Below are 13425 nucleotides of genomic sequence, written 5' to 3'. Positions count from 1 at the left end.
CCCAGCATAGAGATGCGCCCGAAAGCAGTCAACAGGCTTTCGGGCGCATCGTCATCGGTTCGGCGAGCCTCCACAACCGGGCGACGCTCGTCCGGCCGCGCATGGCCGCGACAGCCTAGTAGCGGTAGATCGCCGCCACCGAGGACTCGGCCGGCATCTGATCGGGCGGCAGCACGACCACTTCCCCGCCCTGCTTGAGCACGGCCTGGGCCAGGGAGTCGGCAACGTCGGGGGCGGCGGTGTCGTAGAGCTTGTCGTCGGCGACGTCGGGGTCGGCATCGAAGCGCACCGATCCGTCGGCGAAATCGTAGGAGCCGGGCAGCGACTTGCCGCGCGCCACCATGAGCACTGCCACCTTCTTGTCGAAGACGGCCTGAGCCACCGACACCGGGTCGGCCGACGCCTTGCCCTTGGACTCCTCGTAGTCGAAGCGCTCCTTCATCTGCGAGAGCCTCTGATCGCGAAGCCCTTCCATGATTCCCACGGCGTCGGCCAGCAGCGTCGGGTAGTCCAGTCCCGCCGGATCCTTCTCGATGCCCTGCTCCACCACGTCGTGGATGGTGCAGATACGCCGGAACTCGGACTGCTGCTTGGGAAGGCCCGCGATGATGACCGGCGTAGGGTCGTGCAGCTTGAAGGAGTTGCTCACCGCCCAGTTCACGTAGCGGAAGAACTTCTCGCCCTCTTCCTGCTTCACCTCGTTGCTGGAGAGCCATCCATGGTAGGCGCTCATATGGCCTTCCAACGTGGCGTAGTCCAGCGCCCCGGCTTCCGCATGCGGGTCGTCGGCCTTCTCCTCGGAATTGGCGAAGGGCTCGGAGAAGTCGGCCTCCACCTGGTGGGGTATGCCGTTCTCGTCGATGACGGGCATGGGCAGCCGGCGCAGGGAGTCCTTGCTGCCCTCCACGAAGCCGAAGCGGTCGTTGGAGAGCATGAGCACGTAGTAGTGAAGGTCGTGCTCGTAGCGACGAACCAGCGGCTTGATGTAGTACTCGTCGCCCACCACCACCAGCGGCTTGTCGGTTTGGATGCTGAGCATGTATACGTACACGTCGGTGTTGCTCACCAGAAACGCGATGGTCCCCTGGGTGTTCTCCCAGGTGAAATAGTTGGGATGATGCTCCAGGTAGTCCAAGCGCGCCGCAATGCCCTTGTACTGCTCGCGGGCGTAATCGCGCCCAAGGTCGGCCATCGCCAGCTTGACGGCATCCTTGTAGGCTATCTCGTCCCACCAGGTACGCCCCCCGGCGCGGGTATCATGATGCACGGGCAGGTAGATGGACACGTAGGGCGGTTCGGCCGCCTCGTACAGATCCTTGCCGATTCCGCTGGCGATATGGATGGTCTGCGGTACGTGCTCGTCTTCCAGCCGCTCTTTCTTCGCATCAGGATTCATGATGAGAACCTCCTATCGATAAAAGCCCATGGCGCGGAAGCCCCTCGCTCACCCTGGGTTCCGCTGATAAGAGGATATACCTGGACAAACGACTCATGTTTTTCACCGCGATTTCGATTGCCCCTCGTCAGCATTCCGTTGCCGGGACGCAATCCGAAAACGGGCCGACACCCCGAAGATGCCGGCCCGTGCAAAGGAACGGACCGGAGGCTTTCGCCTCCGGTCCGATGCAAGCTGGTCGGGTTGACAGGATTTGAACCTGCGGCCCCTTGACCCCCAGTCAAGTGCGCTACCAAACTGCGCCACAACCCGTTGTGCGATTTCGGACTGCCCCGAAACAGCTTGACTATAGTACCCGTAGTCACCCGGTCATGCAAGCGGAAAATACCGGCATTTGTAATATCTTCACGCCGCCCTACCCGTCCGACGATGAAGCAGCCCTCGCCGGAACCGGGGCGCTGGGAAAGCCTATAGGTTCTCGCGCACCCAGGCGATATTGCCCTTCACCGTGGCGATGAGCTCCTCCATGGAGTCGAAGGGGCGGTTCTCCCGCAACCAGTTCGCGAACTCCACCTTGATGGTGCGCCCGTAGATGTCGCCCTCGAAATCCAGAAGGTGCGCCTCGACGGTGGCCGTGGCGACGTCGGCGAAGGTGGCGGCCACCCCTACGTTGACCGCAGCCTTGTAGCGGCACCCGTCCACCCAGGCATAGGCCGCGTACACCCCCTCCCCTAAAACGCGAAGGCTCTCGGGGACCAGCAGGTTCGCTGTGCGAAACCCCATGTCGGCCCCTTCGCCGCGACCGGATTGCACCTCGCCGGTTACGAAGTACAGCCGGTCGAGCAGGCGGTTGGCGTCCTCGATGGCGCCGGCTGCGAGCAGTCCCCGGATGCGCGTGGCCGACACAGGCGCCCCGTCCTCGCTCTTCAGCTCATGGGCGACGATCTGGGTCCCGGCGGCCTGTCCCCACGCCTGCAGGTCGGCAACGGTCCCCGACGCATGGAACCCGAACCGGAAGTCATAGCCCACGTGAAGGTAGGCCGGATAGCGGTCGCCGAAGGTGCGCGCAAGGAAGGCCGTGGGCGACGAGGAGGCGAAGCGGCTGGTGAAGGGAAGCACCACCACCGCATTGACCCCCGTAGAGGCCAGCATGGCGATGCGCTGCTCGTTGGTCATGAGTTTCTTCAGGCTGTCCGGCCGAAACACCTCGTCGGGATCGATGTCGAACGTCAGGACCAAGCTGGCGCCGCCAGAGTTTGACGCCGTGTCCTTGGTGGCGTTGATGAGGAACCGATGGCCCACGTGCACTCCGTCGAACACCCCGAACGCGCAGGATGCGCCCTCGAAGATGCCCGGGTCGAAGGATTCGTCAACGGTGTATATCGCAGCCACGGCTCACTCCTATCTGAAACACGCATTCGGGAAGGTAGGCGCCCCGCCCCTCGTCGTAGGCGTAGATCGCCTGGAGCTTGTTGTCCGAAACGACCGAGAAGAGCTCCCCGTCGGAAGGCGGCGCGCAGCTTTCGCGTACGCCAGACGTGCAGGCGCACAGCTGCTCCGAGGCGCTGCGCCGCAGGTAATCGAACAGCTGGACGTCACCGGCGCGCACTGGCGACCCATGGGAGATACGCTCGGCGATGCCGTCGGCACCGTAGAAGAACCGGTGCCCCAGCTTACGCACCGGGTCGATCGCCGCCCCCTCTCCCAAACGCTCGAGCGCTTCCAGGGAAACGCAGTCGTCCAAGGTGATACCGCCGGCCGCCATGCGCCTAAGCTGGGCCACATGGGTCGGACAGTCCACCTTCAGCCCGATATCCCGCGCCAGGCTGCGGATGTAGGTGCCCTTCGACACGTGGAAGAGCACGCGCCAGGACAGGTATTCGTGGTCCTGCGCCCCCGCCACCAGGCCGATACCCAGAAGCTGGGCCGACATAACCTCTATGGGACGCGGCTGCAAGTCGATGACCTGGCCTTTCCGTGCTGCTTCGTAGGACTTGGTGCCGTTGACCTTGATGGCGCTGTACACCGGAGGCAGCTGCATCGAGCGGCCGAGCAGCCCGTGAAGCAGCGTTTGGGCGAACCCCTCGTCCTCCAGAAGCTCCGGAACGCTGCCGCGATGGAGCACCGCGCCCTGGGCGTCGTCGGTGTCCGTCGAGGCGCCGAAAGCGATGGCCACCTCGTAGAGCTTGTCGTCGGCGGTCAGATAGGCTGCCAGACGCGTTGCCGGACCCACGCACACCGGAAGCACGCCGGAGGCCAGGGGGTCCAGGGTTCCCGTGTGCCCCACCCGCTTCTCGCCGAAGATACGACGGCAGCGGGCCACAACGTCGTGGGAGGTGAGGCCCAAGGGCTTGTCCACGGCGGCGACCAGGGAAAGGCCGGAGCTTCCGCGCTTCATGCCGCCCTCCTTAAGCCCGGGGCTCAGAGCCTGGCGAGCCGACGGCCAGGATGCCCTCCAAAGCCGCAGCCACCTTCCCCACCGCCTCGTCCATGGCGCAGGTCAGGGTGAAACCCGCCGCCGCCTTATGGCCGCCGCCGCCCAGAGCGCGGGCGATGACGGATACGTCGGTGTCGTCCTTGGCGCGCAGGCTGCCGCGAATACCGTCGGCCTGCTCCCTCAGCATGCAGGCGATGCGCACGCCGGAGAGCATGCGAAGCGAGTTCACGAGCGGCTCAGCGTCGGCCTTTACCGCTCCGACCGTCTCGAAATCCTGCAACGTAAGCCAGCTGAGCACCAGCTGGCCGTCGGCGCCGAACAGCATGCGGTCGAGCACCAGGGCTTCCAAGCGCATAGAGGCATGAGAGCGGTTCTGGAACACCGCCGTGGCCACCGCCGAAGGGTCGGCGCCGGCAAGAACCATCTCGGCCGCGGCTTCGAAGGCGCCGACGCGGGTGTTCTGGTACTGGAATCGCCCGGTGTCGGTAACGAGCCCCGTGTAGCAGCACGTTGCAACCAAGCAGTCGGCGCAGCCGAGCTCGCGGGCGAGCTCCCACACGAGCATGGTGGTGGAAGGGCTGTCCGGGTCGACGTAGGCCAGCTCGGTCATGCGCTGCGGCGCGGCATGGTGGTCGATGGTCACGCTCGCAGGGCTGCACTTCAGGATGGATGCGGCGGCCTCGCCCAACCGATCGGCGTTGGGAACGTCCACGGCCACGAACACGTCGGGTGCGCCCTCGTAGGAAGATGCGGGCGCAAGCTCGGCCGCCCCGGGGAGAAACCGCAGGTTGGCGTCGATTGGCTCGTCCTTCGCGAGAACGCAGACCGCACGCTTGCCCATGGACCGCAAGACCGCCGCCAAAGCCAGCTGCGACCCCAGGCAGTCCCCGTCCGGACTCACATGACCCGCAAGAACCACCTCGTCGGCCCCGCGAAGAACGTCGGCGATGGCTTGCAGGGTCGTGTTCGATTGAGGCGTCAGGGCCATAGAGGGGCGCTCCTTGTCGCTTGTGGCGGATCGGTTGGTTCTGGGGCGCAGGCGAAAGAGCTAAGCCTGCGCGTCGCCCGCTTCGAAAGCCTCCGCCCGCTCGTCGGCGGCCGGGTCGGCATCGGCGGGCACGTCGCTTTCCGTCGGGTCGTCCGCCTTGCCGTGCAGCGGGTCGTTGATAAGCGCCTGGGCGATGCGCTCGGCGTTGTCCACGCTCTTGTCCAACAGGAAGCGCAGCTCGGGGGCCACGCGCCACTCCAGGTCCTTGGCCATGAGCGAGCGGATGGCGCCGGACGCCCCCTTGAACGCCGCAGCCACCTCGTCGTAGCGCTCGGGCTCGGTGGTGTAGAAGACGTTGCATACGCTGCGGTCGTAGCTTACCTCGCAGCCGGTGACGGTGACCAGGTCGAGCCGGGGGTCGGATATCTCGAACAGAAGGATGTGGGCGATGATCTCGCGAGCCCGCTCGTTCACCTTGCGGTTGGCAGCGCTCTGCTTCATGGTGATGCCTCCTTGCCTCTAGGGCGCTTCGAAAACGCGCCTGACGAAAGCCTACAGCGCAAGCTTAAGCGCTTTAGGTTTCATCAGGCGCAACAAGGGCCAAGAGCAACCGAACAGTAACGCAGCGATTACCCTCGGCCCCGCACATGCTACTCGGTGCGCTCCACCTCGACCTTGCGGTAGCCCTCGATGGTGTCGCCCACCTTGAGGTCCTGGTAGCCGTTGATGCCGATGCCGCACTCGTAGCCCTGCTTGACGGACTTGACGTCGTCCTTGAAGCGGCGCAGCGACGCGATGGTGCCGTCGAAGATGATGGTGCCGTCGCGCACGATGCGCACCTTGTCGTCGCGGTGGATCTCGCCTTCGGTGATGTAGCAGCCGGCGATGGTGCCCACCTTGGGAACCTTGAACGTCTCGCGCACCTCGGCGATGCCGGTGTCCTCTTCCACGATGTCCGGGGACAGCAGGCCCACGCGCGCGGCGTTGATGTCCTCGAGGGCCTGGTAGATGACCCGGTACAGGCGGATGTCCACCTTCTCCTTCTCGGCCTGCTGGCGCGACTTGCCCGTGGGGCGCACGTTGAAGCCGATGATGATGGCGTCGGAGGCGGCCGCCAGGGTGACGTCGGTCTCGGTGATACCGCCCACGGCGGAGTGCACAACGTTGATGCGCACCTCGGACTGGTCCATCTTGTCGAAGGCGTCGCGCAGCGCCTCGATGGAGCCCTGCACGTCGGCCTTGACGATGAGGTTCAGGTCGGTCTGCTTGCCGTCCTCGATGCGGCTGAACAGGTCGTCCAGGCTCATATGGGCCTTGGTCTCGCGCTCGGCGATGCGGGCGCGCAGGGCGCGCTCCTCGGCGAGCTTGCGGGCGTCGCGCTCGTCCTCGAACACGCGGAACTCGTCGCCGGCGGTGGGGACGCTGTTCAGGCCCAGAACCTCCACCGGGTCGGAGGGGCCGGCCTCGGACACATGGGTGCCGTGGGGATCGACCAGGGCGCGCACGCGGCCGTAGGAGGTGCCGGCCAGCACCACGTCGCCGGGGTGCAGGGTGCCGCGCTGCACGAGCACCGTGGCCACCGGGCCGCGGCCCTTGTCCAGGTTCGCCTCGATGACAAAACCGGAGGCCTCGGCGTTGGGGTTGGCGCGAAGCTCCAGCACGTCGGCCTGCAGCAGAATGGTCTCCAGCAAGTCGTCGATATGCAGGTTCTTCTTCGCGGACACCTCCACGAACATGTTCTTGCCGCCCCATTCCTCGGGGATAACGCCGCGCTCGGTGAGCTCCTGGCGCACGCGATCGGGGTTGGCGCCCGGCTTGTCGATCTTGTTAACGGCCACCACGATGGGCACGTTGGCCGCGTTGGCGTGGTTGATAGCCTCCACGGTTTGAGGCATCACGCCGTCGTCGGCGGCTACCACCAGCACGATGACGTCGGTCACCTGGGCGCCGCGGGCGCGCATGGCGGTGAAGGCCTCGTGGCCCGGGGTGTCGATGAAGGTGATCTGGCGGCCGTCGATCTCGACCACGGAGGCGCCGATGTGCTGGGTGATGCCGCCGGCCTCGCTGGCCACCACGCCGGTGTGGCGGATGGCGTCGAGCAGCGACGTCTTGCCGTGGTCGACGTGCCCCATGACGGTGACCACGGGGGGACGGGGCAGCAGGTCGGAGTCGGAGTCGTGGTAGACGACGGCGTACTCCTCCTCCGGAGACACCACGCGCACCTTGCGGCCCATGTCGTCTGCGATGAGCTCGATCAGCTCGTCGGACATGGACTGGGTAAGCGTGAGCACCTGGCCCAGCATGAACAGGCGCTTGACGATGTCGTTGGGGGCCACGCCGAGAAGCTCGGCGAACTGGGCCACCGTGGCGCCCTGGGGAATCTCCACGACGGAATCGTCAAGCACAAGCGTGGGATCGAGCCCGCGCTCGATGGCCTCCAGCTCCATGCGCTCGCGGGCCTCGGCCTCGCGCTTCTCCTTGCGCTTCTTGCGGCGCCCCTCCCCCTCGTGGGACGAGGCGGCGGCCACGGCGGCGCGGGCCTCGGCCAGCACCTTGTCGCGCTGGAGCTTCTCGGCCTGCACGGCCATCTGCGCGTAGCGGTCGTCGGAGGACGACGCCTGCATCTGCGCCTCAAGCTCGGGGACGTACTGCTCCACATGGCGCTTGCCGTGCTTCTTGGCGCCCTTGCCCGCGCCCCTGCCGGCCGCATCGGCGGCACGCTGCTGCTTCTGCTGCTCGAGGGCGATCCTCTGCTGCTCGATCTGGGCCAGAAGCGAGTCGTAGCCGCTCTTGCGGGCCCCGAGCACGGGCGCCGCCTTCTTGGGCTCCGAAGACGCCTCGGCCTCGGAATGGGCCACCGACTTGCCGGAGCGGCCGCGGTTGCGCAGCGCCTCCTCGACGGCGCGGGTGCGCTCGGCCTCGCGCTGGCGCTCGGCCACCTTCTTGGCCAGGGCCGCCTGTCGCTGGCGCGCCTTGGCCTCGGCGCGCTCGCGGGCCTGGCGCTCCTTCTCGCTCTCTATCTGGTTGGCCAGGCTCTGGAAATGGGAGGGCTTGGGAGCCGGGGCCGCCGCCTCGGCCTCGGCTGCCGCGGCGGCCTTCTCCTCGGCGCGCTGGGCGCGCTCGGCTTCGCGGGCCGCGCGCTCCTGCTCCACCGCCTCGCGGCGGGCGCGCTCCTCCTCGGCCTTGCGCTCGGCCTCGGCCGCCTGCTCCTCGGCCAGCTGCTTGGCCTCCTCGTCCTCCAGCTTCCCCGCACGCTGCTTGATTTCGGGCTCGAGGTTCTTGCGGATCTTGGTGACGTAGGCGTCGGCGAGCATGCTGGCATGGCTCTTCGCGGGAATCTTCATCTCGCGGAGCTTGTCGAGCAGCTCCTTGCTGGACATGTCGAACTCTTTGGCAAGTTCGTGGACTCGCATGCTGGGCATGGGCATCTCCTCTACTTACGGGCATCGAGCCCAAGGGCTTCGACGCTGGCCGCGATCGTGGCTATCTGGTCGCTTGCGAGCGTCGTTCTGAGCGCCCGGTCGAGCTTTCTCTTCTTGACGGCGCCGGCAAGGCATCGGGAGCTGCACACGTAAGCGCCCCTCCCGGCCGCCTTCTGGCCGGCGTCGCAGTACACGGCGCCCTCGGGAGTGCGCACGATGCGCGCAAGCGACGAGCGCTGCGCGACCGCTCCGCATCCGATGCAGGTGCGCTGGCGGATGGCCCGCTCAGCGCCCTTGGTCTCCCGAGCCGCCGAATCCATGGTTACTCGCCGCCCATCTCCGCATGGATGCCGCAGAAGCGGCTCCCGGGGCGGGCATGGTTGCGGCAGCGCACCCCGTCGGGACCGACGTAGGCGCAGGTGTCGGCATCGTCGTCCTCCTCGTCGATGAGGATGTTCTCCGTCTGGAGGGGCTCCCCGGCGAAGCTGGTGGACTTGATGTCGATATGCCAGCCGGTCAGGCGGGCCGCCAGGCGGGCGTTCTGGCCCTCCTTGCCGATGGCAAGCGACAGCTGGTCGTCGGGCACCACCACGGTGGCGTAGTGGTTCTCCTCGTCCACGATCACGCGGTTGACCTTGGCCGGCGAAAGCGCGTTGGCCACGTAGACGGCGGGGTCGTCGGCCCACTGGATCACGTCGACGCGCTCGTTGCGCAGCTCCTCGACCACCATGCGCACGCGGCTGCCCTTGGGGCCCACGCAGGCGCCCACCGGATCGAGGTTCGGCTCGCGGGAGGCCACGGCGATCTTGGAGCGGGCGCCGGGCTCGCGGGCGATGGACTTGACCTCCACCAGGCCGTCGTAGATCTCGGGAACCTCGATCTCGAAGAGCCGGCGGATGAGGTCGGGGTGCGTGCGGGACACCACGATGGCCGGGCGGGCCTGCTCGCCGCGCATGCGGGGCGCGTCGGAGTTGGGGTCGCGCACCTCGATGATCAGCACCTTCAGGCGCTGGTTATGACGGTAGTGCTCGCCCGCCGGACGCTCGTTGCGCTCGCCCGGGTAGTGCTTCACGTCGTAGTGGGGAAGCTCGGCCTCCACGCCGTCGCGGATCTTGATGATGGTGAAATCGGGCGTGCCCTGCAGCACGGTGCCGGTGACCAGATCGCCCACGCGGTCGGAGAACTCCTGGTAGATGGACTGGCGGCCGGCATCGCGCACAATGGAGGAGATGACCGACTTGGCGTTCTGGGCGGCGATGCGGGACACGTCGGCCGGAGTGACGTCGCGCTCCTCGTAGGACTCGTACTCGCCGGTCTCCTCGTCGTACTCGCCCTGGGGAACCAGCTCGTAGACGTAGATCTTGCCGCTCTGGCGGTCAATGGTCACGCGAGCGTCCCATTCCAGGTCCAGGATGCGCTCGTAGCTCTTCGCCAAGGATTGCTCCAGGCGCTCGATGAGGTAGAACTCGTCGATCTTGCGCTCATGGGCAAGGGCCTGCAAAGCCTCAATCAGTTCCGATGTTGCCACGATGTCTTTTCCTTTCCTTGCGAACATGCCGTCCGTCCGGTTTCCGCTTCCGTTCGCGCCGCGCCGGGCGCAAGTATGCTAGCCGCTAAAGTCCACGATCCCCTTCACATGCGCCTTCTTGACGTTGTCGAAGGGGATCTGCACAAGGGCGTCGTCCACCTGCAGCACCACCACGTCCCCCTCGACGGCGGACACGGTGCCGGTCCAGGAGCTGCGCCCGTCGATGGGGCCGACGGTCTTCACCGCCACCGCCTGGCCGACGGCGGCCGCGAAGTGCTCGGAGGTGCGCAGCGGCCGGTCGATGCCCGGCGAGGACACCTCCAGCGTGTAGGCCCCCGGGAAAGGGTCGAGCCGGTCCATGATCTGGTTGATCCACGCCTGGGCGCTGGCCAGCTGGTCGAAGCTCACGCCCTCCTCGGTGTCGATGTACACGCGGATGATGGGCGCGTGCTTGGAGCCCACGACCTCCACCGTGACGACCTCGACGCCTTCCTGCTGCGCGCGGCCTTCCAGAGCGTCCAAGATCTGCTGCTCCTTCGCTGTGAGCACCGCGCCTCCTTTCGTCGTCATGGCGGCTGTCATCTTCGAGCCGCGCCTGCGAGCCTCTTTCGCCCTACATAAAAAGAAAGCGGGATGAACCCACTTTCCGGAAGTCGAAAGTATGGCGCGCAGCGCATGCCGTGCTCGCATTGCTAAATGCTGAGTGGAATTATACGCAACGCCGCCGCGCGTGTCCACCACGTTTGGCCAGCAGCGCTCATATAAAACACAAAGAAGCCGACCGAAGGCCGACTTCCCGAGGATTCATGGAGCGGGCGACGGGAATCGAACCCGCCTCATCAGCTTGGAAGGCTGAGGTTCTACCAATGAACTACGCCCGCGATGCGTTGGGATTATAGCCAAACTTACCGCACGCCGCCCCAAACCCGATGAATTATCCACTAAGCAGCGCCCGGAAGCGCGAAGACGCCGTTTTGCCGGGCCGGCTAGGACATGAACAGAAGGGCGGCCAGCTTGCCGTCCTCGAAGTAGCTGGCGCGAATCTGGGCGGTGCCGTTCTCGTAGGCCAAGTCCCACACCACGCAGGTGTAGGGGCGGGCGTTGCTCTGGCCATGGACGAACATGCTGTCGGTCACGCCCTCGTAGGCCCCCAGCGCATCCAGGGGTCCGTCGAACTGCTCGGCCAGGTACTCGGCCGTCACGTCGCCGGTGGCGTAGGCGGCAGCCAGCGCATCGTAGTCGCGCCCGTTCAGCTCGTCCAGCGTGGTCTGGGTCCACCGCTCCAGCGTCTCGGCGTCGGCCCAGGGAGACATCCCCTCCTCCACCGCCGGATCGCCCTTCGAGCAGCTGCTCGTGGCCAGAAAGCCGACGACGATGATCGCCGCCAGGAATCCGACGACGATAAGCGCCACGCGAATATGAGCCTTGTCCTTCATAGCGAACCTCCTTGAGAAGCATCGGTGCCGCGCCGCGAACGCTCCTTTGCCGAAGCGCAAAGCCCGACCCCGTCGCCACCATGGTCTCACAAGCACCGGGAGCGGCCGCCGCGAACGCCCGGCTGTGGCAGGAACGTTTCCCGAACGGCACCGTCGCGCAGGACCCGGACCCGAAAAAGCAGCAACCCCCGGTGGGGAGCCGGGGGCTGCTGCAAAGCAGTACGCATAGAGGAGAAGGGGAAGATGCGCATGCTGTACGGCCCGTTGAAGGTTTTGAGAGAGAGGGGGGGGTCACACGAGAGACGCAAGAACGGGCCAGGGTGTATGGGGTTTTCCAGGTACCGCCGGAAGGTCTTCTTCTCTTCGCTTGCCCTTCCGACAACAAGCACTATACGCAACCCGGACCCGCCTTTCCAGCGCAGCGGGGCATCGGTAACGGGAGCGAAAGGCGTCCGTCACTTCGCCGTTACGAGGGCCGCCCTCCCCGCCGGCCTGCGGAAGCCCTACCAGAACTCGGGCTTGAGCGGGCGCGCCGAAAGCTCCTGGGCCAAAAGCCTGGGATCTGCCCCGTCCCACACCACGCTGCGAATGACGTCGGTGATGGGCAGCTCCACGCCGAAGGCGGCCGAGAGCACGCCCAGGCTCTGGCATGCGTAGGCGCCCTCGGCCACCATATGGGTCTCGTCGCTGAACGCCTGCAGAGACCCGCCGCGGGCCAGCATCTCGCCGAAGCGCCGGTTGCGCGAATGCCGGGACATGCAGGTGACCATAAGGTCGCCCGCGCCGGCCAGCCCCAGGCACGTGAGCGCCTGGCCGCCGCAGCTCTCCACCAGGCGGCTCATCTCGGCCAGACCGCGGGTCATGAGCATGGCAGCGGTATTGTCTCCGTAGCCGAGCCCGTAGGACAGGCCCACGGCGATGGCTATCACGTTCTTGAAGGCGGCGCACAGCTCCACCCCGGTCACGTCGTCGCTGGTGTACACCCGGAAGGCGTCGTTGGCGAAAAGCGTCTGGAAGAGGGCGGCCGTCTGCGCGTCCTCGCTTGCCACCACCGTGGCCGACGGAGTGCCCTTGACGACCTCCTCGGCGTGGTTGGGTCCCGACAGCACGGCCACGGAGCAGGCGTCCCCCAGCTCGTCATGGAAGATCTGCGCAGGCAGAAGACCGCTTCCCTCTTCAACGCCCTTGGAGCAGATGACCACGGGAAAGCCGCCCTCCACTACCCCGTCGAGGGCCTGGGCTACCCCCCGCAGCAGCTTCGACGGCGTGACCACGACCGCGGCCTGGGCGTTGCGCAGGGCATCGCGGTAGGAGGTGGTGGCTACGATGGACGCTGGCAGCACCGAATCGCTCAGATAGCGGGGGTTCACGTGGTCTTTGTTGATGGACGAGACCACCTGCGGCTTGCGCGCCCACAGGCTCACGTTGTGCCCGTTTGCGGCAAGCACGCCTGACAGGGCCGTCCCCCACGACCCGGCTCCGATAACGGCGATTTTCATGGTCACACCCCTTTCGGGTACGCAAGCAGGACGGACGAGCGCCGGCTACGACGAGGGCTTGCTCTTCTTGGAGCCGATGCGCGACTCGCACCCTCGGCGCAGGCGCACGATGTTGGCCCTGTGGGCCCAGATGACTGTGACGCCCACCAGCAGGCAGCACGCCCAGGCGAAGGGGCAGCCGTGGAAGGGCACGGTGGCGATGATGGGACAGGCGGCGGCGGCGGCGATGGAGCCCACCGAGACGTAGCGCGTGGTCAGCACCAGGATGGCGAACACCAAAATCTCCAGCAGCGAGCCCACGGCGCCGAAGGTCACGAACAGGCAGCCTATGGCCACCGCGATTCCCTTGCCGCCCTTGAAGCCCAGCCACGGGCTGAAGATATGGCCGAAGGTGCAGCCGAGGAACGCCGTGGCGGTCATCACAGACACCGTCTGGTAGGCGCTCAGCGGCTCGGGACCCGACAGCAGCCATTGGGCGATGCCCCACCCGATGAGCCCGGCGCCCACCCCCTTGCCGAAATCGAGCACGAACACCGCCGCGCCGCCCACCTTGCCCAGCGTGCGCATGGCGTTGGTGGTGCCGATGTTGCCGCTGCCGAAGTCGCGCAGGTCGCGCTTGTAGAACAGCTTCGAGACGATGACGCCCCAGGGCACGGACCCCAAGAGAAACGCCAGCGCGAACACGCCGGCCGCGGTGCACCAGGCAAAACCCGTCATAG

At 66.5% G+C, this 13425-nt stretch carries 12 protein-coding genes and 2 tRNA genes; all 14 read right to left on the bottom strand.

Annotation, left to right across the window (positions count from 1 at the left end):
• Positions 1–115: 115 nt before the first annotated feature.
• Positions 116–1396 carry a baeRF3 domain-containing protein gene (locus tag NFR41_RS03410; RefSeq protein WP_251230717.1) on the bottom strand — a complete coding sequence of 427 codons (1281 nt, stop codon included), beginning with the start codon at positions 1394–1396 and terminating at the stop codon, positions 116–118.
• Between the two features lie 235 nt (positions 1397–1631).
• Positions 1632–1708, bottom strand: a tRNA-Pro gene (locus tag NFR41_RS03405).
• A gap of 156 nt (positions 1709–1864) precedes the next feature.
• Positions 1865–2788 carry a riboflavin biosynthesis protein RibF gene (gene ribF / locus NFR41_RS03400; RefSeq protein WP_251230716.1) on the bottom strand — a complete coding sequence of 308 codons (924 nt, stop codon included), beginning with the start codon at positions 2786–2788 and terminating at the stop codon, positions 1865–1867.
• Positions 2766–3794 carry a tRNA pseudouridine(55) synthase TruB gene (truB, locus tag NFR41_RS03395; RefSeq protein WP_251230715.1) on the bottom strand — a complete coding sequence of 343 codons (1029 nt, stop codon included), beginning with the start codon at positions 3792–3794 and terminating at the stop codon, positions 2766–2768. Before truB ends, ribF begins: the two co-directional genes overlap by 23 nt.
• Before the next feature lie 10 nt (positions 3795–3804).
• Positions 3805–4821 (bottom strand): DHH family phosphoesterase, encoded by a 1017-nt coding sequence (locus NFR41_RS03390; protein ID WP_251230714.1) that lies wholly within the window; start codon positions 4819–4821, stop codon positions 3805–3807.
• A 60-nt stretch (positions 4822–4881) separates the two neighbouring features.
• Positions 4882–5322, bottom strand: coding sequence for a 30S ribosome-binding factor RbfA (gene rbfA / locus NFR41_RS03385; protein WP_251230713.1), 441 nt, complete (start codon positions 5320–5322; stop codon positions 4882–4884).
• A 149-nt stretch (positions 5323–5471) separates the two neighbouring features.
• Entirely contained in the window at positions 5472–8243 is a 2772-nt protein-coding gene (gene infB / locus NFR41_RS03380; RefSeq protein ID WP_251230712.1) for a translation initiation factor IF-2, read from the bottom strand.
• Positions 8244–8254: 11 nt separating this feature from the next.
• Positions 8255–8563: a YlxR family protein gene (locus NFR41_RS03375; RefSeq protein WP_160212454.1), complete on the bottom strand. Its 309-nt coding sequence runs from the start codon at positions 8561–8563 to the stop codon at positions 8255–8257.
• A gap of 2 nt (positions 8564–8565) precedes the next feature.
• Complete coding sequence (gene nusA / locus NFR41_RS03370) at positions 8566–9771, bottom strand: transcription termination factor NusA (RefSeq protein WP_160212453.1); 1206 nt, start codon at positions 9769–9771, stop codon at positions 8566–8568.
• A gap of 78 nt (positions 9772–9849) precedes the next feature.
• Positions 9850–10320 carry a ribosome maturation factor RimP gene (gene rimP / locus NFR41_RS03365; RefSeq protein ID WP_160212452.1) on the bottom strand — a complete coding sequence of 157 codons (471 nt, stop codon included), beginning with the start codon at positions 10318–10320 and terminating at the stop codon, positions 9850–9852.
• Between the two features lie 258 nt (positions 10321–10578).
• Positions 10579–10652, bottom strand: a tRNA-Gly gene (locus NFR41_RS03360).
• Positions 10653–10757: 105 nt separating this feature from the next.
• Positions 10758–11207, bottom strand: coding sequence for a hypothetical protein (locus NFR41_RS03355; protein ID WP_160307534.1), 450 nt, complete (start codon positions 11205–11207; stop codon positions 10758–10760).
• A 503-nt stretch (positions 11208–11710) separates the two neighbouring features.
• The gene (locus NFR41_RS03350; RefSeq protein WP_251230711.1) at positions 11711–12706 is read right to left on the bottom strand and encodes an NAD(P)H-dependent glycerol-3-phosphate dehydrogenase; all 996 of its coding nucleotides are present in this window, start codon (positions 12704–12706) and stop codon (positions 11711–11713) included.
• A 45-nt stretch (positions 12707–12751) separates the two neighbouring features.
• Entirely contained in the window at positions 12752–13423 is a 672-nt protein-coding gene (locus NFR41_RS03345) for a glycerol-3-phosphate acyltransferase (protein ID WP_251230710.1), read from the bottom strand.
• Positions 13424–13425 lie beyond the last annotated feature (2 nt).

Source organism: Adlercreutzia aquisgranensis (assembly GCF_943193145.1).
Lineage (GTDB): Bacteria > Actinomycetota > Coriobacteriia > Coriobacteriales > Eggerthellaceae > Xiamenia > Xiamenia aquisgranensis.
The sequence above is the reverse complement of the archived record's forward strand: the minus strand, read 5'-3'. Positions and strand labels throughout refer to the sequence as shown.